17 protein-coding genes are annotated in these 22,369 nt (G+C 47.5%); 8 read left to right on the plus strand and 9 right to left on the minus strand.

From position 1 onward, the window contains the following. Positions 1 to 24: 24 nt before the first annotated feature. From CEG13_RS16895 to CEG13_RS16915, 5 genes are all read right to left on the minus strand, one after another. On the minus strand, positions 25 to 1,413 hold the full coding sequence (locus tag CEG13_RS16895) for an alkaline phosphatase (RefSeq protein ID WP_100013070.1): 1,389 nt from the start codon (positions 1,411 to 1,413) through the stop codon (positions 25 to 27). Between the two features lie 315 nt (positions 1,414 to 1,728). Beyond that, a complete protein-coding gene (gene pstB / locus CEG13_RS16900; RefSeq protein ID WP_100013071.1) occupies positions 1,729 to 2,547 on the minus strand; it encodes a phosphate ABC transporter ATP-binding protein PstB in 819 nt (272 codons plus the stop codon). Positions 2,548 to 2,580: 33 nt separating this feature from the next. Next, on the minus strand, positions 2,581 to 3,465 hold the full coding sequence (gene pstA / locus CEG13_RS16905; RefSeq protein ID WP_192869564.1) for a phosphate ABC transporter permease PstA: 885 nt from the start codon (positions 3,463 to 3,465) through the stop codon (positions 2,581 to 2,583). Between the two features lies 1 nt (position 3,466). Next, positions 3,467 to 4,423, minus strand: coding sequence for a phosphate ABC transporter permease subunit PstC (gene pstC, locus CEG13_RS16910; protein ID WP_100013072.1), 957 nt, complete (start codon positions 4,421 to 4,423; stop codon positions 3,467 to 3,469). A gap of 100 nt (positions 4,424 to 4,523) precedes the next feature. Continuing rightward, positions 4,524 to 5,543 (minus strand): PstS family phosphate ABC transporter substrate-binding protein, encoded by a 1,020-nt coding sequence (locus CEG13_RS16915; RefSeq protein ID WP_100013073.1) that lies wholly within the window; start codon positions 5,541 to 5,543, stop codon positions 4,524 to 4,526. 218 nt (positions 5,544 to 5,761) lie between these two features. On the opposite strand from CEG13_RS16915, the gene CEG13_RS18950 reads away from it, so the two are divergent. Continuing rightward, positions 5,762 to 5,908, plus strand: coding sequence for a hypothetical protein (locus CEG13_RS18950; RefSeq protein WP_192869565.1), 147 nt, complete (start codon positions 5,762 to 5,764; stop codon positions 5,906 to 5,908). Between the two features lie 2 nt (positions 5,909 to 5,910). Then, a complete protein-coding gene (locus tag CEG13_RS16920; RefSeq protein WP_239984694.1) occupies positions 5,911 to 6,543 on the plus strand; it encodes a GNAT family N-acetyltransferase in 633 nt (210 codons plus the stop codon). A gap of 267 nt (positions 6,544 to 6,810) precedes the next feature. Here CEG13_RS16920 and CEG13_RS16925 read toward each other — a convergent pair whose 3' ends face one another. Continuing rightward, positions 6,811 to 7,869, minus strand: coding sequence for an NAD(P)/FAD-dependent oxidoreductase (locus CEG13_RS16925; protein WP_100013074.1), 1,059 nt, complete (start codon positions 7,867 to 7,869; stop codon positions 6,811 to 6,813). Positions 7,870 to 8,128: 259 nt separating this feature from the next. Between CEG13_RS16925 and CEG13_RS16930 the strand changes: the two genes are divergently transcribed. After that, positions 8,129 to 8,641 carry a DUF3231 family protein gene (locus CEG13_RS16930; RefSeq protein WP_100013075.1) on the plus strand — a complete coding sequence of 171 codons (513 nt, stop codon included), beginning with the start codon at positions 8,129 to 8,131 and terminating at the stop codon, positions 8,639 to 8,641. 311 nt (positions 8,642 to 8,952) lie between these two features. Continuing rightward, complete coding sequence (locus tag CEG13_RS16935) at positions 8,953 to 9,405, plus strand: small multi-drug export protein (RefSeq protein WP_100013076.1); 453 nt, start codon at positions 8,953 to 8,955, stop codon at positions 9,403 to 9,405. Positions 9,406 to 9,487: 82 nt separating this feature from the next. On the opposite strand, the gene CEG13_RS16940 is transcribed toward CEG13_RS16935, so the two are convergent. After that, positions 9,488 to 10,597 (minus strand): M14 family metallopeptidase, encoded by a 1,110-nt coding sequence (locus CEG13_RS16940; RefSeq protein ID WP_100013077.1) that lies wholly within the window; start codon positions 10,595 to 10,597, stop codon positions 9,488 to 9,490. 143 nt (positions 10,598 to 10,740) lie between these two features. On the opposite strand from CEG13_RS16940, the gene CEG13_RS16945 reads away from it, so the two are divergent. Continuing rightward, positions 10,741 to 11,520: an SDR family NAD(P)-dependent oxidoreductase gene (locus tag CEG13_RS16945; protein ID WP_100013078.1), complete on the plus strand. Its 780-nt coding sequence runs from the start codon at positions 10,741 to 10,743 to the stop codon at positions 11,518 to 11,520. An 89-nt stretch (positions 11,521 to 11,609) separates the two neighbouring features. Here CEG13_RS16945 and CEG13_RS16950 read toward each other — a convergent pair whose 3' ends face one another. Beyond that, positions 11,610 to 12,620, minus strand: a complete 1,011-nt coding sequence (locus tag CEG13_RS16950; protein ID WP_100013120.1) for an LLM class flavin-dependent oxidoreductase — start codon at positions 12,618 to 12,620, stop codon at positions 11,610 to 11,612. A 578-nt stretch (positions 12,621 to 13,198) separates the two neighbouring features. Between CEG13_RS16950 and gltB the strand changes: the two genes are divergently transcribed. The 3 genes from gltB (at position 13,199) to rlmN (ending at position 20,871) form a co-directional block, all read left to right on the plus strand. Next, on the plus strand, positions 13,199 to 17,806 hold the full coding sequence (gltB, locus tag CEG13_RS16955) for a glutamate synthase large subunit (protein ID WP_100013079.1): 4,608 nt from the start codon (positions 13,199 to 13,201) through the stop codon (positions 17,804 to 17,806). A gap of 15 nt (positions 17,807 to 17,821) precedes the next feature. Continuing rightward, positions 17,822 to 19,306 carry a glutamate synthase subunit beta gene (locus tag CEG13_RS16960; RefSeq protein WP_100013080.1) on the plus strand — a complete coding sequence of 495 codons (1,485 nt, stop codon included), beginning with the start codon at positions 17,822 to 17,824 and terminating at the stop codon, positions 19,304 to 19,306. A gap of 479 nt (positions 19,307 to 19,785) precedes the next feature. Further along, positions 19,786 to 20,871 (plus strand): dual-specificity RNA methyltransferase RlmN, encoded by a 1,086-nt coding sequence (gene rlmN / locus CEG13_RS16970; RefSeq protein WP_100013082.1) that lies wholly within the window; start codon positions 19,786 to 19,788, stop codon positions 20,869 to 20,871. Positions 20,872 to 21,027: 156 nt separating this feature from the next. On the opposite strand, the gene CEG13_RS16975 is transcribed toward rlmN, so the two are convergent. Continuing rightward, complete coding sequence (locus CEG13_RS16975) at positions 21,028 to 22,290, minus strand: GGDEF domain-containing protein (RefSeq protein WP_239984695.1); 1,263 nt, start codon at positions 22,288 to 22,290, stop codon at positions 21,028 to 21,030. Between the last annotated feature and the right edge of the window lie 79 nt (positions 22,291 to 22,369).

Consider the following 22,369-nt stretch of genomic DNA (forward strand, 5'->3'; position numbering starts at 1 on the left):
GGGCTTTCCTCACACAACTATTTTTTAATTCCCGAAATCAACTTTCATCGCCTCAGCAATCTTCTTCGGCAAGTCAGTATTGTCGTAGAATCCGGTAAATTCATCCGCCTGGGGGCCGTAAACATAAACTGGGATGTCCACCGCGGTATGGTTGGTGCTTGTCCAGCCAATGTTGGCTCTGTCACTGATCACTTTGTTGATAGCCGATTTCGCATCGTCTGCCTCTTGGATCGCTTGAATCTCTTCTTCATTCAGTTCAAAGTCCGTATACGTTTCAAAAACTTCATTAACATTGGAGCGGTCTTCATTCAATTCTGATGCCATGTGCTCACCAGTAGCGCTAACATTTTGCAGCACTTCCGGATTGGCGGAACCAGATCCATTGGCGCCAACGGTCATGCCGCCTGTTTCATGGTCACCGCCTACAATAACAAGGGTTTCTCCGTCTTCTTCAGCAAATTCCATTGCTTCCTCGACTGCCAACTCAAACGCTTCTACATCTGTCATCGCCCATGCAGCATCATTATCATGGCCTGCCCAATCGATCTGGCTGCCTTCCACCATGAGGAAAAATCCATCTTGATCTTCTTCAAGTACATCAATCGCATTGTCTGTCATTTCTGCAAGACTTGGCTCTTCTTCAGCGTCACGGTGCATTTCTGGAGAAAGAGCACCGTCTGCAAACAGGCCAAGCAGTTTTTCCCCATCTTCTACTTCTATGTCTGAATCTAGTAATTCATCACGCGTTTCAACAAAATCATAGCCTTGCTCTTCTGCCTGTTCAAGCAGGTTGGCCTCTTCCTGATTACCGCCTTCAGAGGCTGGCAGGAAGTTATTTTTGCCTCCGCCCAGTAAAACATCAACCTCGTTTGCCAGCAATTGCTTGGCGATTTCCGTCTCATTATTACGGTCTTCCACATGAGAAGCAAACGCAGCCGGCGTCGCGTGGGTGATGGTAGAAGTAGCTACTAAACCGGATGATTTCCCATCCTCCTGTAAAACTTCCAGGATCGTTTCTACCTCGTTGCCTTCAGGATCCATACCGATCATGCCGTTGTTCGTTTTTACCCCGCTTGCCATCGCAGTGCCCGCTGCCGCAGAATCGGTAATGCTGGAATTAGCCGAATGGGTGGTATACATGCCTTTCATATGCTCGTCCCAAACAGCTTCTTCGCCTTTATACAACCGGTAATTTGTCGCATAATCTGCATTGAAACCGTCTGGAATCATATAAATGACGTTTTCTACCTTTTTAGTTCCATTGTTTCCATTTCCATTGCCTTTTCCAGTTTCGACCCATTCCGGTTTGCCATTTCCAGCCCAATCCGGCTTGTCCGCTACAACCGTACTAGCGCCCACTCCAGACAAAACAATTCCTGCACTAAGCGCAACGACTCCAAATTTCTTGAACATTTGATCCGCTCCTCTCAATTTTTGATGCAACCCAAGCATAACAGGCATAGATTAAGAGAAAATAAATTGACTGTATAGAATCTATGAAATTTTCCCCTGCTAATATCCTACTACTATTTTCACAGAAATTGACTTGAGGGGCGCCGTCTCACGGTTTTAGGGGTGACGATTCGGTACGAGGTTCGCTTGATTCGTGAAGTTATTCGCTAAAGCTGATGCTAACTCTCTCAATTCGACTCAGAACTCCTCAAAACGAAAAAAAGCAATGCCCGCTAACCGAGCATTGCTTTTCATCCTATCAATTGACTCAATTCCCTACCCAAACCGGCCGGAAATATAATCTTCCGTCCGACTGTCCGCTGGATTGGTAAACACTGTATCTGTTTTATCGAATTCCACGACTTCTCCGTTCAGGAAGAATGCCGTCTTGTCCGAAATACGTGCTGCCTGTTGCATGTTGTGCGTAACGATGATAATGGAATATTCCTTTTTCAGCTCCTGCACCAGTTCTTCAATGTGCAGGGTTGATTTCGGGTCAAGTGCTGATGTCGGCTCGTCCATTAAAATTACTTCCGGCTCAATAGCCATGCACCGTGCGATGCACAGGCGCTGCTGCTGGCCCCCGGAGAGGCCGTATGCATTTTCGTTCAGGCGGTCTTTTACCTCGTCCCAGAGGTAGGCCCCGCGCAAGCTGCGTTCCACAATTTCATTCAGTACTTTTTTGTTGCGAATGCCATGGATTTTCGGGCCATATGCGACATTTTCAAAAACCGACTTGGGAAATGGATTCGGTTTTTGAAAAACCATGCCGACACGGGTTCTTAGATCTTCCACCTTAAACGTCTTGTCCAGAATGTTCTTGTCACTATAGGAAATGACGCCGGATGTCCGGACGCTTGGCACAAGTTCGACCATACGATTCAGTGATTTAATATAGGTAGATTTCCCACAGCCTGATGGACCGATAATCGCAGTTACCTCTTTCTCATTGAAGGACAAGTTAATATCCTTTAATGCATGGTTATCCCCGTACCAAAGGTTAAAATCCTTTGTATGGTAAACAACTTTTTTATTGTTGGATGAGGATGAAGCCTTTGTTTGCGGATCTATATTAATTCCTTTTTCAGGACTCATTTTAAATCACTCCTTGTTATAGTTGCGCTTCACTTATAATCTCTGCTGAAATTTGTTACGGATAATAATGGCAATCGAGTTTAACAGTAACATAAGACCCAGCAATACAATGATGGCTGCAGCTGCCAGATATGCATACTCTTCTGTAAGCACAGCGTCAAGTGTCCAGTAATAAATCTGCATCGGCAATGCGGTAAATGAGTCAAACAGACCTTCTGGGAATGGAATTAAGAGTGCAGGTATGCCAAGTACTGTCAGTGGCGCTGTTTCACCAATCGCACGCGACAGGGCCAAAATGCTTCCTGTCAGGATTCCGGGCAGTGCCGCGGGCAGGATGATCTTTTTGATGGTCTGCCATTTTGTTGCACCCATCCCGTAAGACGCTTCGCTCAACTCCTGGGGTACCGCACGGAGAGCCTCCTGTGCGGAGACAATCAAGATAGGCATGATTAATAGAGACAATGTTAATCCGCCAGCTAAAACAATATTCCCTAAGTCCATTAATCGTACAAAAATGGTCAGTCCCAAGAGCCCGTATACGATAGACGGTACACCTGCAAGGTTGGCAATATTCGTCTGAATGATGGATTGAACACGTCCCTTTTTCGCATATAACTCAATGTAAATCGCTGTACCTACACCTAAAATGAAGGTAACTGGAATGATAACGAGCATCATCCAGGCTGTTCCGAGGAATGCACCCATGATACCAGCCTTTTCAGGGTCTGTTGATAGTCTGCCTGTAAGGAAATTCCAGTCGAGCCAGCCAATCCCCTGTGAGAAGACGCGAACCAAAAGAATGACGAGTATAATAAGACCGAATATCGTTGACAGAAAGAATAATCCTTTTGCAATACTGTTTTTTCTAATACGGGTGCTCATTTTATTTTGAACTTGGTTTGCATTCATATGCTCCATTTTAATATTCCTCCCTGAATTTGCGAGAGATGTACCTTGCAAGCAGGTTCATGATAAGGGTAAAAACAAACAAGGTTATAGCAACGGCATACAAACTGTAATACATGGTTGTACCAGTCGAAATATCGCCGCTTGATATCTCGACAATATATGCAGTCATCGTCTGCATCGATTCTGTAATGTCAAAGGTGAAGTCCTTGGAGCTTCCGCTGGCGATGGCCACAATCATTGTTTCGCCGATCGCCCTGGAAATTGCCAAAACAAAGGAAGAGATAATCCCGGAAAATGCAGCCGGTATAACGACTTTTAAGGCAACCTCCAATTTTGTTGACCCGAGTGCAAGCGCGCCCTCCCGCATAGAATTGGGAACAGATGTCATTGCATCTTCCGAGAGAGAGGCGATCATGGGGATAATCATTACCCCTATGACAAGGCCGGGGCTGAGAATGTTTGTAAGCGAAAGACCAGGGATAATCAATTGTAAAATAGGTGTTACAAAGGTAAAGGCAAAAAAACCATACACGATGGTCGGTATGCCGGCAAGCACCTCCAACAGCGGCTTTAAGGTTCTTCTGACTTTCTCTGAAGCATATTCACTCAAGTATACAGCTGTCATCAATCCAATTGGACCAGCGACAGCCATCGCAATCAAAGAGGAAATGATTGTACCGTTTATCAGGGGCAATATCCCAAACTCGGGGTCTGGTCCAAATGGATCCAACTCGACACTTGTGAAGAATTCCCATATTGGTACCCGTCTGAAGAATTCGATTGCTTCAGACAGCAGTGTATAAATAATTCCGATCGTGGTCAGGATAGAAACGGCTGTAATAAGGAAAAGCAGCGTAGGAACCAGTTTTTCGGTAATATTAGACAGGCTGTTTTTCTCCTTATTGTTTGCAATCATTTCCCTGACATTTACTTTGCTGTTTTTATTTAAATCGTTATTATTTGCCATTCTTGCAGCTTCCTTTCAAGTGTCTTTAAAGTCACAATAAGATGAGAGCATTCAATGTGCTCTCACCTTATTGGCTTTGCTATAAGACTGGATGAAGTTGTTATTGCTGAAGTCCTTCGAGTTCCTCTACCTCAGCATCAATTTCTTCTTGAGGAATTGGAGCAAATCCTGTTTCTGCAACAAAATCACTAACATTATTCATTGTCCAAATAGCGTAATCCAAAACTTGCGGTTTTTCCTGTGCATGGGCAGTGTTTAAATAAGTGAACACTGGACGGGTGAAGCCAGCATATGGGCCATCTTCAGCAATTGTGTCAAGGGAAGGCTCAACAGGTCCTTCACCGAAATCAATGCTTACTGCCTGCAGATTATCTTGGTTAGCTTCATAGTAGCCATAGCCAAAGAATCCGATGCCGTTCACGTCATCTGCCACAAGGCTGACCAATGTTGGATATTCCTGCTGCAGATTAACATCTTCAACAAAAGGTGTTTCTTCCATAATGGTTTCGAACATGAACTCATACGTACCGTGGTTTTCGTTCGGACCGTAAGTTTGGATTTTCTCATCTGGCCATTCTGAATTAATATCGGACCAGTTTGTATATTCACCAGTGAAGATGCCGATAACCTCATCTGATGTCATTTCTGTTGCCCAGTCATTTTCCGGATTAATCGCAATGGTCAATCCGTCCAATGCCAATTTCATTTCCTGGTATTCAATTCCATTTTCTTCTGCTGTCGCTTGTTCTTCTTCACTGATAGGACGGGATGCGTCGTTGAAGTCCGTTTCTCCATTCAGGAAACGTTCAAATCCGCCACCAGTTCCTGCACGTCCTACCTCAACCGTTACACCCGGCTGTTCGTTAACCTGATATTCTTCCGCCAAAACCGACATTAAAGGAAAAACAGTTCCTGATCCATCAATAATTACTTCGCCTGACAGTTCTTCTGATCCTTCAGAAGTATTTTCTCCATCCGATCCACTGGTTTCTTCTTCTGTACCGGTATCTTCTGTGTTGTCCCCTTCTGCATTTCCATCATCGGATCCGCCACCACATGCAACAAGCACAACGGCCAATGCAGCGATTGCCAGGAACAGCAAATATTTTTTCATTTTCATCAAAATTGTCCTCCCTTTAAAGCTGTTTGTTTTTTAGGCGTTGTCCGCCCTCAACTGCTAGTATAGTAGCCCAATGTAAAATACGTATGTTACTAATGTTAAGCTTTTGTAAATTTGTCAGGTTGCTGGATTAAATTTTGAGGAAAAGGGTAGGTGCATAAAATGTGCGTTCCGTTAAAAGCTAATCGTAATGATGGATAGAGAGGAGCGTACAGCTAATGGTCAACAAAGAAAAAGAATTCAATAATCAGTTCAAGGAAAACAAACCGCATGGCGAGCGCCGAAACGGCCGAAAAAGCCAGTTTAAAAACAGCAGCGTTCATGGCGGCGACGAGCCGAATGAATATGTCAACAAGAAGGATTAGAGATGAGACGGTATGGTATGATGAAGCCATACCGTTATTTTTTTGGAGGGGAAACAATGAGCATCGAAGAGATTTTTACCCGGATTCCTGTGCTGGAGACGGATCATTACATATTGCGAGGGATGACAGAGAAGGATGCCCGGGAGATGTTCCAGTTTATGGGAGATAGACAGACAATGAAATTTATTAAGCCGGATCCGGTGCAGAACCAACAGGAGATGCTTCAGGAGATTGAAGATAGATTGGAAAAATATGGCATGCGCAAAGAAATTCCCTGGGTGATTGAGACGAAAGCGGCAGGGGAGCTGATTGGCACCTTCAGCCTGCATAAACTGCATCTGTTTCACCGGAAAGCCGAGATGGGGGCAGTGATCCGGGAAGACTTTCAGCGAAAAGGGGTGATGAGTGAAATCATTGGCGAAATTCTGGAATTTGGCTTCGGACCGCTTAAGCTGAACCGCATAGTTGGAGATATTTTTGCCCATAATGAGGGTTCGGAGCGGCTGCTTGCCAAGTTCGGTTTTCGTAAAGAGGGTGTATTGCGGCAGACGGATTTTGACGGGGAGCGCTATCATGATACGGTGGTGTTTTCTTTGCTGAAGGCGGAGTATGAAGCGGTGAGAAGCCGGGTGTGATGCAGTTCGGCTGAAAAACGTGAAAGAAGGGTAAAAAAGGGGGGCGGGCTCCGGAGAAAGAAGCCCTGGATGATCTTTATGGAAACATGTAAGTGTCTGCTTGTTCAGCGGGACATCAATCTGTTACTTTGTCCCTACTGCAATCATACGACAGGAAGTTTAAGTTAATGAGAATTGAGCGTAAAGTTTTTGTTAAGTGTACGAGCCGTCATCTGCTGGGGATGACGGCTCGGTGTGTGTTATGCGACCTGTAAGCTAACGCACACTCTAATGCCGCTTATTCAGCCAAAGCACGCCCGATTTCAGCATGCGTGGCAGGTAGCCGGTGACCGGTTTTTGCATCATGTTGCCGAAGCCATCGGTTTTTCCGAGCGAGCCAAGCGTTCCTTTGAGCTTGATCTCTTTTGGACGTTTGGGCCGGCCGCCTGTGAGCACGGCAAGCAGTACCTCCGCGATCTGTTCACCCTGCTGCCCTGCCAGCTGGCCGCTCGGTGAATGAACCGAGGATGCACAGTCGCCGACAATATAGACATTTTTCTGTGCCGGCACTTGAAAATAATCATTGACGACGATTTTATCCTGATTGTCTTTTTCAAATGGCAGGTCCCTGGCCAGCTGATTTGGCTGCACCCCGGCCGTCCAGATCGTCACGTCGTTGATATAGCAGACGCCGTTATTGCACACCCCGCCATGCTCCACATATTCCACACTGGAGTTATGAAACACATCGACATCATTGGACCGAAACCAATCGGTAACATGCTCTTGAATTTTTGGGTCGAACGCCTTCAGCACTGTGGCTCCGCGGTCAAGCACCCGGATGTTCAGATCAGAGCGGCTCTCTCTGATTTCCGCTGCGACCTCAATCCCGCTCAGGCCGGCACCGACAATCGTAACTTTTCCGTAAGCTGGTAAATTGCCGACAGCCATCCCGGTATGCCGCACCCGGCGGAAGGTTTGTACACTTTCCGTGAACTCGGCTGCACCAGGAACCCCGTGATAATTATCCTCACATCCCAGCGCAATCACCAGGTAGTCATAAGGGACAGGATCGTGCCCGGTGAGGTGAATCTGTTCATTGGAGGTATCGATCTGCTGAATTTCTCCATATACATAACGGACGCGCTCGTCTTGCGGAAAATCCATCCGCACATCACGCTCGGCAGACGTCCCAGCAGCAATCGTATAAAATTCCGTCTTCACCGAATGGTACGGATTCCTGTCTATTATCGTAATTTCTATGTCTTCTGGCAGCTGTTTTTCCAACAGATCCAGAAGAATCCGCAGCCCGCCATAGCCTCCGCCTAATATGGCTAACCTTTTCATGCTATAACCCCCATGTATGAATAACTTATGTAAAAGCGTTTTCTTTCTTCTATTATCTAGATTACCAAAAAAAAGGACTTCAAACTACCGAAATCTGTCAAAAATTGCTCGAGAAGTGTATTTCCGCTGTTGAAAATTTTGCGATAACAGAAGAGGCCGATTTAAATTTTGCCAAACAGACGAATAAATTTTTTTCAACATGAGAAGATAACCATGTGCAACACAGACCGACACAGAACATAAACATAGGAGGAAATTCATGGGTATATTAAGTGGTAATCCAAAAGACGAACCAATGCATTATGGTGAAGTGAGCGGGATTTGGGCTGCTGTATTAACAGCGCAATCCGCTATCACGAGTCATCAAATCGCCATCAACCATACAGGGGACAAGGACTTGAAGAAACTGCTGGAAGAAGCAATAGAACAAGCCAGAACTGAATTAAAAGAACTGGAACCTTTGCTGAAAGAAAACGGAGTGGGACTTCCTCCGGCACCTCCTGAGCGGCCGGATGCCAAACTGGAAGATATTCCAGTCGGCGCACGCATGCAGGATCCGGAAATTTCCGCAACGGCTTCTGCAGGAATTGCAGCCGGGTTGGTTGCCTGCAGCGATATGATGGGGATGTCCATTCGTGAAGACATCATAACGATGTTTGCCAACTTCCATAATCAAAAAGCTACTCTTGGCGGCAAATTTCTCCGACTCAACAAGGAAAAAGGCTGGATCGTCCACCCGCCCCTGCATCCACATCAACCGGAAGATAAATAGCATGGTGAAGAGAGCGGACCTTGTGGTTCGCTCTCTTTTTCGGACGGTGCCTGTCACTTCCCGAATTTTGTCGAATCTGGGCGGCTGGTGAGCCTTTTCCGTAACACCCCGCTGAATCTGCCCAAATGTCTATGAGAACCGTCTTCTCAGGCAAAGTCGCCCGTCGGCCCCGCCTAGATGTCCACGAGACTCCCACTCATCCCAAGCGTCAGCCCTCCATACCTTAATCCGCTAAGCTCCTTTCCTTCCTTACCACTAAAAAGATGGTGTATAATGGTGCTCACGGAAAATTTGCCGGGGAGGTGGATGGTATGCTGCTGCTCGAGTATGCATTGATATTTATCGGGGCTGCGATCCCCTGGTTTGAGATTGGACTGGTAATTCCACTCGGCATCTTGGGAGGACTCTCGCCATTCTGGGTGGTGCTGGTCGCCTTTGTTGGCAATCTGGTTACGGTCCTGCCGATCTGCGCCAGTTTTGATCGAGTCAAGGCTTGGTTGAAAAGACGTAGGGAGCAAAAAGGAAAGCCGGCAAAAGAGCCTTCCAGCCGCAGGGATAGAGGAAAGCGGATTTGGAATAAATACGGACTCCCTGGACTTGCCTTATTGGGTCCGGTTCTGACAGGCATTCATATTGCTGCGTTTATTGCGATGAGCCTCGGCGCGCAAAAATACAGCGCGATGATCTGGATGACCGTCAGCCTTGGATTATGGGCAGTCATTTTTGGTGTTGGGACCGTATTTGGCCTGGATTTTATCACGTGAGAAAATTCGTTCAAGCAAACGAATAAAATATAAGACAGAAAAAAGCTTGAGGCTTCTCATCCCATCTGCCTCAAGCTTTTCTTCATATAAACCTCTCAGCCTTCAAAACACCTTCCAGTCCCCGCCTGGCTTCTTTTATTAGTTCCTCACGCCATTCCTTTTCAACCGGATAAAACATCGCCTGCACCTCCTCCAGAATGTACCGCCGATCCTCAGGCTTCTGCGCACCTTCCCAGTACATCTGGTTTTCAAATACAATCGCCATCAGTTCGCGCAGTTCGGCTCTTTTGCCCTCCCCAAAGGTCCCGAATTCAAATAAAGCGGAGAATAAATACGTATCAGGGTAATCCTCTTGAACGAGGTAAAAATGATCGTGCGAATCACCTTTTACCTGATCAGCGCTGGACTGGATGACATGTTTCAGCCCATATTGTTGTTTAATGGTTTCCGGGTCACGTCCGTCTTTGGCCGGCAGCACAACGGTCAGCTCATTAATTGGTCCAAGCGCGGTATGCCAGTCCATGTGCACGATCTGCCTATAGCCGCCAAGCAGGTCCTGCTGAATTTGCTTGAGGAAAATGGCTGATTCCTCCGCAGCCTGACCACCATAATACACTCCCTTGGGAAATTCATACTGCCCCATTTTCTTAGCTTCCTGCAGTCCGCCATAGCCCTCTTTGGCAAGATCCTTCATTAAAATGGCATACAGCCCCGCCTTTTCCTTTGTTAAATCACGAATGGATGAAACAGGTACGAAAAGATCTTCTGCGTTCTCATAATTTTTATTGATATCATCCGGCATCACAGAACGGTTATAGACATAATTGCGGTTAAGGTCCACATTGTTTTCCGTCACCCGACGGAAATGGCGCATGCCCCATGGGTTAAGTGCATGAATCAGGCAAATGCCGGTTGTCCTTGGGTCAAGCTGCTCGATATATTCGTCGACAAACAAATGAATGGCCGCAGCACCCGCATAGCCTTCGATCCCGTGCTCGCCGGCGGAAAGAAACAGCACCTTTTCGTTTCGCTCTGTAGCCTCTGCCCAGATCCCATCAATCGTATTATCCGCATCTTTGCCAATCGACCTGGCAAAAAGCGTGGCATCAGGCCATTTTTTCTGCACCTTTTTCAGATGACTGCGAAAAACAGCACGCGACTGTTCATAATCGATCGGAAAATATTGTTCCATGATTGTCCTCCTGTCTGTCCGGCAAATATTTACGCTATTCCACCATTGTCACTTTCTGAAACAGGCTACTTTGAAGTAGTGTTTTACTTTAAATAAACAGGGGAAAAGTCCTATATAAAATAGTACAAAAAGGAGAGATATTCATGGGAAGATTAGAAGGAAAAACAGCAATAATTACAGGCGGTGCTGGAGGCATCGGAACAAAAGCAGCGGAAATCTTTTTGCGTGAAGGTGCCAAAGTCTCTTTAGTTGATATGGACAAGGAAAAGCTGGAAGAGGTAAAAAAAGATTTATCCGATGATAATGTTCTTACAATCGAAGCAAACGTTACCAAAGAAGATGATGTAAAAAAATATGTTGATCAGACAGTGGATAAGTTTGGTTCAGTAGATATTTTCTTTAATAATGCAGGAATCATCGGGGACGTAGGAGCTATTGACGAACAGTCCCTCGATAATTTTAACAAGGTTCTATCCATTAACGCCACAGGAATTTTCCTTGGCATGAAACATGTTATCCCTGTGATGAAAAAACAGCAAAGTGGAAGCATTATCAATACATCGTCCGTGGATGGTCTGAGAGGAAGCCCGAATATGGCGCCATATTCAACCTCCAAGCATGCGGTTGTTGGACTAACGAAAACAGCTTCTTTGGAAGTAGCGGAAAATAATGTTCGGGTAAACTCGATCCACCCTGCTCCGGTTTCAGGAGGTATGATGAAAACCGTAGAAAAAGGACAAGGTGCAAGTCAGGGAACCAGCGATGAAGAAGTGAAGGAAGAACTTAAAAAAACCATCCCGCTAGGACACTATGCGGACTCGGAAAACATTGCAAACCTGGTACTATTTTTGGCATCCGACGAAAGCAGATTTATCACCGGGGCGGAATACCGGGTTGATGGCGGAATGGGTGCTACAAGTTAAATTTTATAGATGAGAGCATTCTCGCCTGAGGGATGCTCTTTTTTTATATACTAAATAAACCGCAGAGCTCCAAGCTCCGCGGTCATTCACTAATCCATTAACTCCCCAACAATCTCATAAGACCGCAGACGCGCCTCCAAATCAAAAATTTGCGAGGTGATGATCATCTCATCTGCCTGGGTCTCTTCCTGGAAGCTTTCAAGTCCCCGGCGAACCGTTTCGTGGCTGCCGATGATGGTTGTGCGCGGGTCCAGTGATTCTTCCACTGCTTGTTTCTCCATCGGACTCAAGCCAAGGTCCTCCACCGGTGGCTGCAGCTTTCTTGTCTTGCCTTTTCGGATATCCAAAAACTGCTGCTGCTGAGAGGTGGCTAAATAGCGTGCTTTCTCATCGGTATCTGCTGCGATTACATTGACGCCGACCATGGCATATGGCTTGTCCAGTGTAGCGGACGGCTGGAAGCGATCACGATACAGCTTCAGCGCCGGGATAGTATATGCCGGGGCGAAATGGCTGGCAAAGGAGAAATAGAGCCCTTTTTGCGCGGCCAGTCTGGCACTGAAATCACTCGATCCCAAGAGCCAAAGCGGGATGTCCAGTCCTTGGCCGGGAATCGCCCGCACGCGGGATACCGGTTCATCCGAGAAATAATCCTGCAGTTCATTCACTTGATTTGGAAATTCTTCCGGCCCCATATTCAGCGTGCGTCTCAGTGCAAATGCCGTTCCCTGGTCACTGCCAGGCGCACGGCCAAGGCCGAGATCGATGCGCCCTGGGTAAAGCGACTCCAGGGTGCCGAACTGTTCCGCAATGACCAAGGTAGCGTGATTCGGCAGCATAATCCCGCCAGCCCCGACGCGCATCCGCTTCGTGTGTCCGGCGATATGGCCGATGATGACCGATGTTGCCGAACTGGCAATGCCCGGCATATTATGATGCTCCGCCAGCCAGTAACGGTTAAAGCCAAGCTCTTCCACATGCTTCGCCAGCGCCACACTTTCTTTAAATGATTCTTTTGGATTGCCGCCTTCTTTGACAGGCGCCAGATCCAGAACAGACAAAGGTATTTGATTAAATCGTTTAGCTTCTGTTGTCAAAATTTCCACTCCTTAATGCTGTGTGCAAAAAAATCCACACATGTCTTATTAAAAAGGATACGATGAAGTAGGAAACACGTCCAATTATCGGCTTATAAAGAAAAAAATCTGCAGGAAAATCATGAAAAATTTTTTGATCACACTGACAAATCCAGTGAACCCCTATCACTGCGGGGTTCAAGCTATAAATAAATTCGCTATATTCTCAAAATGTCAGCGTTTTCATTTAACGAAAATTAAGCAAAACACCCCCAAATTACTTATCTGAATTTTATGCTAAGACGATTTTTGTGCTATAATGATATAACCCTAAAAAAATAGGTGAATGTCTTCACGTGGCAGAGGACCGTCATAAACGTTTGGAAACAAGCCAAGTTTCTAATCAAGAAAAGGCATTTCCCACACTCCATTAAGCCGAGAGAATGAGCCAATCAGCAGGCATACCCCAGACGCAGCAGCGATTAAGCAAGTACACGAAACGTACCAAAGCGCGTACTTACAGACAAAAAGTAAAACAATTAACTTGGCGCATAGCCGGGTTTTCTTTAAACACATATAAATTCCAGAGAGGAGCTGTTGTGATGACAATGCAAGGATATCCAAAACCACAGGGGCTGTATCATCCCGATTTTGAACATGAAGCTTGCGGGATTGGAATGATTGCCAACATCAATGGAAAAAAGACACATACCATCGTGCAGAATGCGATTAATATGCTGTGCAACCTGGAGCACCGGGGTGGCCAGTCTGCGGATGTCTCAACAGGGGACGGGGCCGGCATTTTGACGCAGATTCCGCACCGTTTTTTCCAAAAGCAGTGCAGGAAAGAGAGCATCACCCTGCCGGACGCGGGAGAATATGGTGTGGGAATGGTCTTTCTCCCGCAAGATAGAGATCTTCGAAGGAAAAGCAAGGACATCTTTGAACAGATCATCCGGGAAGAGGGACAGGTCTTCTTAGGCTGGCGTCCGGTGCCGCTGAATGATTCCTTTATCGGAAAAGTCGCATCCAAAAGCAAGCCGGTGATCAGTCAGGTGTTTATCAGAAAATCAGCCGATCTGAAGGATCAGATGGCGTTTGAACGAAAGCTTTACGTGATCCGGAAAGTAGTCGAAAAGCACTTCGCCGGACAGGCTGAGTTTGAAGATGTGTATATCAGCAGCCTTTCTACCAGAAGGATTGTTTACAAAGGCATGCTTGTCCCGGAACAGCTTGACTCGTTCTACATTGATCTGAACCACCCTGACTTTAAATCTGCACTGGCGCTTGTACATTCCCGTTTCAGTACAAATACCTTCCCGAGCTGGAAACGATCGCATCCAAACCGCTATTCCATCCACAATGGGGAATTCAATACACTTCGCGGCAATGTTAATTGGATGTTTGCACGGGAGAAGCTTAGTAAGTCGGAATATTTCAGCGAAGAAGATATGGAAAAAATTCTGCCGGTCGTTGATGCGGATGGCAGTGACTCTTCCATTTTTGATAATACATTTGAATTTTTGCACATGTCTGGACGCTCACTCGCGCATACGGCAATGATGATGGTGCCGGAGCCATGGGCGAATGATGCCTCGATTAAAGAAGAAAAGCGTGATTTCTATGAATACCACAGCACACTGATGGAGCCATGGGACGGACCTGCCGCGCTTGTGTTTACCAACGGCACGCAGATCGGTGCCTGCCTGGACAGAAATGGACTGCGGCCTGCGCGCTACTATGTCACGAAAGACGGCATGATTGTGCTTGGCTCCGAAGTTGGCGCGCTCGATATTTTTGCCGATGATATTTTGTACAAAGACCGTCTGAAGCCGGGGAAAATGCTGCTGGTTGATTTGGAAAAAGGCATTATTGTCCCGGATGAGGATATTAAAACACAGGTCGCCTCGGAAAAACCGTACAAGGAATGGCTGGAAAACCTGACGGAGCTGGAAGACGTGGCGGAAGCGGGCGTGATCCAGCCGCCGATCAGAGGAGAGAGATTGCTTGAACAGCAGCTTGCCTTTGGGTATACCAAGGAAGAGCTGGAGAAGATCATCAAGCCGCTCGTGACAGACGGCAAGGATCCGATTGGGTCCATGGGATATGATTCACCGCTTGCGGTATTGTCGAAAAAACCGCAGCTTCTGTACAACTATTTCAAGCAGCTTTTTGCTCAGGTAACCAACCCGCCGATTGACGCGATCAGGGAACAGATCATCACCATGACGGAAACGACGATTGGCAGAGAGGGCAACCTGGTGCAGCCAGATGCGGAAAGCGCCAGACATATTCGTCTGAAAACACCGATAATAACCAATAGCGAGATGGAAAAACTCCGCCATAATGACATGGAAGGGTTCAAGCCGGTCACTTTGTCCACCCTGTTTTCTGCGGATGCTGGGCAGGACAATATGGAAAAGGCGCTGGATCGGCTGTTTAAAGAAGCGGATCAAGCGATGGAGGATGGTGCCGTGCTGCTTATTTTATCGGACCGTGGTGTGACCAGGGATCAGGCGGCCATCCCAGCATTGCTGGCTGCTTCCGGGCTGCATCACCATTTGATTCGTCAAGGTGTTCGTACCAAGGTGAGTCTGATCATCGAATCGGCTGAGGCCAGGGAAGTGCATCATTTCGCTACACTGATTGGATATGGTGCTGAAGGGATTAACCCGTACCTCGCGTTTGACACGATTGGGGATTTGGTGGAAATAGACGATATTGAGAACGTCACGGAGGAAGAAGCTGTGTCTCAATATGTCGCATCAGCCACCGACGGAATCATCAAGATTTTATCCAAGATGGGGATCTCGACAATTCAAAGCTACCGCGGTGCCCAGATTTTTGAAGCAGTGGGCATTCATACTGACGTAATAGATAAGTATTTTACGAGAACGGCTTCCCGGCTAGGCGGCATTGGGCTGGATATGATCGAAAAAGAAGTGCTCATGCGCCATGAAGTGGCGTTCCGGGAAAATCGTGGTCCGAGTAAAAAGCTCGACGCAGGGGATGAATTCCAATACCGCGAAGATGGCGAGGATCATCAGTATAACCCTCGGACGGTCATGACCCTGCAGCATGCCTGCCGGACTGGAAACTATGATTTATTCAAGGAATATACGGAACTATTAACCGATGAAACAAGCAATCTGCAGTCACTGCGCGGGCTGCTGAAATTTAAAAAGCGCCAGTCTGTGCCAATTGACGAAGTGGAGCCTGTTGAAACGATTATGACCCGGTTCAAAACAGGGGCCATGTCCTACGGAGCGCTGAGCCAGGAGTCGCATGAGGCTTTAGCCATTGCCATGAACCGGATCGGCGGAAAAAGCAACAGCGGGGAAGGCGGAGAAGCATCTGACCGCTACACTCCGGATGAAAACGGCGATTCCCGCCGGAGCGGCATCAAGCAGGTAGCATCCGGACGCTTCGGGGTCACCAGCCATTATTTGGTGAATGCCGATGAAATTCAAATTAAAATTGCGCAAGGGGCTAAGCCTGGAGAAGGCGGACACCTGCCTGGCAAGAAGGTGTATCCTTGGATTGCCGAGGTAAGGGGGTCAACCCCTGGTGTGGAATTAATTTCTCCACCGCCGCATCACGATATTTACTCGATTGAAGACTTGGCTGAGTTGATTCATAATCTGAAAATCGCCAATCCGGATGCACGGGTCAGTGTGAAACTTGTTTCCGCAGTTGGTGTAGGAACAATCGCAGCAGGAGTAGCCAAAGGCCGAGCCGACCTCGTCCTGATCTCCGGTTATGACGGAGGGACGGGAGCCGCGCCGCGTACCAGTTTGAAACATACCGGCCTGCCATGGGAAATTGGCTTAGCCGAGACTCATCAGACGCTGCTTTTGAACCGGCTGCGTGACCGGATTGTCGTGGAGACCGACGGAAAAATGATGACCGGAAAAGATGTCGTCCATGCCGCCCTGCTTGGTGCGGAGGAGTACGGATTTTCCACCGCCCCGCTTGCTGTGCTGGGCTGTGTGATGATGCGTGTCTGCCATTTGGACACTTGTCCGGTCGGAATCGCGACACAAAACCCGGAACTGCGCAAAAAATTTCGCGGCGACCCGGACCATGTCGTCAACTTTATGCGATTTATCGCCCAGGAAGTGCGTGAAGTGATGGCAGAACTCGGTTTTCGCTCGATCAACGAAATGATTGGCCGGACCGATGTGCTGGAGGCAAATGAAGCCATTGATCACTGGAAGGCAAAGGGCGTGGATCTTTCGCCACTCCTGTACCAGCCTGACGTTCCTGCGAGTGTCGGACGTTACCGGACTCAGACACACGAACATGGGGTTAAGAAAAGCATTGACTACCAGGAGCTGATCCAGAACTGGCAGCAGGCGATGAGCAATGACCAGATGGCCGAATTCACTACCGCCATCCGCAACATCAACCGGGTAACCGGCACCCTGCTGGGCAGTGAAATCACAAAACGCTACGGCGAGCATGGACTGCCGGAGGATACCGTCAAGCTGTCGTTTAACGGTTCGGCAGGGCAAAGCTTCGGCGCCTTTATTCCCCGGGGAATGACGCTGAATTTAATCGGGGATGCCAATGACTTTGTCGGAAAAGGACTCTCAGGCGGAAAGATCATCGTCTATCCTGATTCCGTTGTGACTTTCCCGCCGGAGAAAAATATCATTATCGGCAATGTAGCCTTTTACGGTGCTTCCAGCGGCGAGGCTTACATCCGCGGGGTTGCCGGAGAGCGGTTTGCCGTCCGCAACAGCGGTGCCAATATCGTTGTCGAAGGAGTCGGTGACCATGGTTGTGAATACATGACAGGCGGAAGGGTAGTCGTTCTCGGAGAAACCGGCAAAAACTTTGCAGCCGGTATGTCCGGCGGTGTCGCTTATGTATTCGACGAGGACGAAAATTTCCAGGCACATGTCAATCCGGATCTGGTCAATGTGGAGCCACTGACAAATGTGGAGGAAACGGCGGCAGTCAAACAGATGATTGAAAAACATATTGCCTATACCGGCAGCAAGCATGCTGAACGTATTTTGACCTACTGGGAGAAATATGAAGACCGCTTCCTGCGTGTGGTGCCAAAGGCGTACTTGCGTGTGCAGAACCGGATTCAGGAACTGCAAGCAAATGGATTAACGAAATTTGATGCCGAAATGCAGGCATTTGAAGAAAGCAAAAACCCACTACCAGAAGAAGAAATGGAAGAAGTGGCAGTAAAGTAAAGGAGGAGGATTTTGATGGGAAAACAGACTGGTTTTATGGAATATGAACGCCAGGCTCGCCCAGGACGCGAGCCGGCTGTTCGCACAAAGGACTGGAATGATTATACCGCACCGCTGAGCGACAAAGAAGTCCAAATCCAAGGGGCGCGCTGCATGGACTGCGGTGTGCCGACATGCCACTCCGGAATGGAAATCAATGGGGTGACCACCGGTTGTCCGGTGTATCACCTGATCCCAGAATGGAATCATCTCGCTTATGAGGGCAGATGGCAGGAAGCCTTGGAACGTGCCCATGAGAAGAATAACTTTCCAGAGTTTACCGGTATCGCTTGCCCTGCCCCTTGTGAGGGGGCCTGTGTGCTCGGGATTAATGACGATCCGGTAGCCATTCGCTCTGTGGAGCGCTCCTTGATCGAAAAGGGATTTGAGGAGGGCTGGGTCGTGCCAAACCCGCCTCGTATGCGGACAGGCAAGCGCGTCGCAGTTGTCGGTTCCGGTCCGGCCGGGCTCGCAGCGGCAGCTCAGCTGAACCAAGCTGGCCATTCGGTGACGGTTTTTGAGAAAGACGACCGTCCCGGCGGCCTGCTGACATACGGTATCCCGGAAATGAAACTATCTTATGAGATCGTCAAACGTCGTGTGGATATTCTTGAACAAGAAGGCATTGAGTTCATTACCAATACCGAGGTGGGCAAAGATATTACCACCTCCGAATTGGACGCAGAATTTGATTCGGTCATCCTCTGCGGCGGTGCCACGGTCCACCGCAATATCGAAGTGGAAGGGCATAATTTGAAGGGTGTCCACCCGGCAATGGATTTCCTGCATGCCAATACCAAGAGTTTGCTTGATTCAGAGCATGCAGATGGCAATTACATTTCCGCAGAAGACAAAAACGTCATCGTCATCGGCGGCGGCGACACCGGTACGGATTGTCTTGCAACAGCAGTACGACATAACTGCAAGAGCCTGACGCAATTTGATATTTACGAGAAAAAGAACCTGCTGCGTGATGAGGAAGCCAACCCATGGCCGCAATACCCGACCATTCATCGCGTAGAATATGGCCACACGGAAGCCGCAAGTGTGCTAGGGGAGGATCCGCGGGCCTATGCCGTATCCACCACCAAATTTGTTGGGGATGAAAACGGACATATTAAGGAAGTGCACACCATTAACGTAAAAACCCGTTACGAAAAAGGCAAAAAAATCCGCGAAGAGATCCCCGGCACGGAAAAAGTCTGGCCGGCTGACCTGGTTCTCCTGGCAATCGGCTTCACCGGTCCGGAACAAAGCCTGATCGAGCAGCTGAACGTGGAAACCACAGCGAAATCAACCGTTGATGCTGTCTATGGCGACTACCAGACAAATGTGGAAGGCGTCTTCGCAGCGGGCGACATCCGCCGTGGCCAAAGCCTGATCGTCTGGGCAATCAATGAAGGAAGAGAAGCAGCAAGAGAATGTGACCGTTATTTGATGGGTGAGACTATTTTGCCATAGAATGAAAACCTCCGGGGAAGTGTTGCTTCCCGGAGGTTTTTGTAGTTTTTATCTAAAACTTGGAGAACGAAGGAAGTGATTAAATTTGCAAAGGATGATTTTAAACAGGGGATCCCAAAGTCGAGCGACCCACCCGCAAAGTCGAGCGACCACCACCCAAAGTCGAGCGACCCACCCGCAAAGTCGGGCGACCACCACCCAAAGTCGAGCGAGCCACCCGCAAAGTCGAGCGACCACCACCCAAAGTCGAGCGACCACCCGCAAAGTCGGGCGACCACCACCCAAAGTCGAGCGAGCCACCCGCAAAGTCGAGCGACCACCACCCAAAGTCGAACAAACTACCTCCCAAAGGATTAACCAACCTTACCACAGCGGCAACCCGAACACTTTCACAGCAAGAACATCAAAAAACAATTTGCCTTTCAACCCTTATATGAAGTATGATGGAAGTTAGCAATAGGAGCGAAAGAGGGTATACCATGAGTAAAACATCCATTTACGGATTGACATATGAGCAATTGACCGATTGGCTGGTGGAGCGCGGCCAGAAGAAATTTCGTGCTGATCAGGTGTGGAATTGGGTGTATAAGAAGCGGGTCGGGCAATTTGCCGAAATGAAGAATGTAAATAAGGAAACCATTGAATTACTGGAAGAAAATTTTGTCCTGCATACGCTGGATGAAGCGGTGAAGCAGGAATCCAAGGACGGGACGATCAAATTTTTGTTCCGATTGGCGGATGGCAATCTGATTGAAACAGTTCTGATGCGCTTCAATTATGGGTTGAGTGTCTGTGTGACCACACAGGTGGGCTGCAATATCGGCTGTACCTTTTGTGCCAGCGGGCTTCTTAAGAAAAGCCGCGATCTTTCTAGCGGGGAGATTGTAGAGCAGATTATGAACGTGCAGAAACACCTGGATGCAATGGGTGAAGACGAACGTGTCAGCCATATTGTCGTTATGGGTATTGGCGAGCCATTTGACAACTTCAACAACCTGATGGATTTCATTTATGTGGTGAATGACGATCGCGGACTTAATATCGGCGCGAGACATATTACCGTATCAACGAGCGGTCTGGCTCATAAGATTTATGAATTTGCCGATACTGGCACACAAGTGAACCTGGCGATTTCCATCCATGCACCGAACAATGAGCTCAGGTCGCGGATTATGAAAATCAACAAGGCATTTCCAATTGAAAAGCTGATGAAGTCGGTTGATTATTACCTGGAAAAAACGAACCGGCGCATTACCTATGAGTACATTATGCTCCGGGATGTCAATGACCACCGGGAGGAAGCGGTGCAGCTGGCAAAGTTGCTGAAAAACCACCGGCACCTCGCCTATGTCAATCTGATTCCGTATAATTCGGTTGATGAGCATAACCAGTATCAGCGCAGCGAATCGGAAACCATTCAGGCCTTTTTCGAAACCCTGAAAGAAAACGGCATTAACGCCGGTGTACGCTGGGAAAATGGTGCTGACATCGACGCAGCTTGCGGTCAGCTCCGCAGTAAACAGATTAAGAAGCAGAAGGAATCGAGAAAAACGAAAGCAGTGTAAAAAAATAGCTGCCGGTATATGCCGGCAGCTATTTTTATTGGTTCTACGGGGAGGCTGGTTTGAGCAAATGCCAAAGATGCAGTCCAAGATGCCGAAGTTCACAGGGAAGATGCAGGAGTTCACACCCTAACGTGCCACTCAAAAAGCCAACATTGCTTAGTATTTCAAAGCCGCTGCTGCTACTTCATCTTTTTCAGCAACAACCCCATTCTCTGCTGTAATTTTATTCTTATATTCCTTCGATTGCATTAACAGATTATCAGCACGAACATAAGCCTTCTTAATATCATTTTCCTCCATCGCTCTTGAGTAGTACAAGCCAAAGGAGGAAGTCACCGTAATTTCCACTATGATTGCCTCGTATTCTGCTTTAGCGATATTTTCCTTCACGCCAATCTGCATTTCCTTAAGCAGCTCCACACACGTTTCATAGGAACGGTCCCTCAAGATAATCGTGAACTCTTCACCGCCGCTGCGGAACAGATAATCATCCTCCGTTAAATAGCTTTGCAGTTTGGCGGCAAAATGCTGAATGACCGTATCTCCAACGGTGTGATTGTATGTATCATTGATTCGCTTAAAAGAATCGATATCAGCGACAACCATGCCAAGGTACTCGCCGGATGCATCCAGCTCATTCATTTTTTTGTTCATATAGGTGCGGTTGTATACCTCTGTCAGGAAATCGGTATAGGCCATCTGTTCAAATTTATCCCGCTCAATTTTATGCTGCAGCCCTTGGGTTTTTACCATAAAGGAGCGACTGACAAGGTAATTCAATACAAAGAGGCCTATGAGCATCTCCCACTGTTGCTGTTGAAGAAACATTAGCAGGAGGCCATTGGAAAATGCCTCTTTTCCCATATCGGAAATGTTTCTGCTTTTCACAAAGTCAATTGCTTCGTTAACGGACTTAATTCCCCCTTGTAAATAAAATACCCCGATCAAAAACGTATCGGATAGCAGAGAGACCGTAATGACCAGCAGAATAATCAGCAGCCAGAAGCCAAATGGGATCTCAGAAAAGAAAGGAGCGAGATGCACAAACAGGAAATAAGCAATGGAATAACGCAGTGAGAATGACCCAATGTTATAAAACGTATGTAAAAACTCATCCGGGTCGTCTGTTTTGGTACGTTTCCGGTTAAAATACACCATGAACCTGTGAATCGTTTCAAAGATAAATATGCCCAGCGGACCGGTGAACAGTCCGAATGCCAATCCATAGGAAATCCCATAGTCAAATCGTATATTCCCTTTTTTTACGGTGACGTTCATATACGAATAAAGGAATGAGAAGAACAAGAATAATAATAGAGCTGTTAAATACACCGAAGTTTCTATTCCTATTTCGTCGTAAGTAAAAGCAACGATGAGGGATCCCAGAAATAGGCTCATGATGAAAACCTTCAAACGCATGACCGCCATCTCCTGTTTATAGGTAAAAATTCCTATTTTGCCTTATCATACCATAAATTTGTCCAATATAGAGCAGAAA

This window comes from Lentibacillus sediminis (assembly GCF_002763455.1).
GTDB lineage: Bacteria > Bacillota > Bacilli > Bacillales > Amphibacillaceae > Lentibacillus_D > Lentibacillus_D sediminis_A.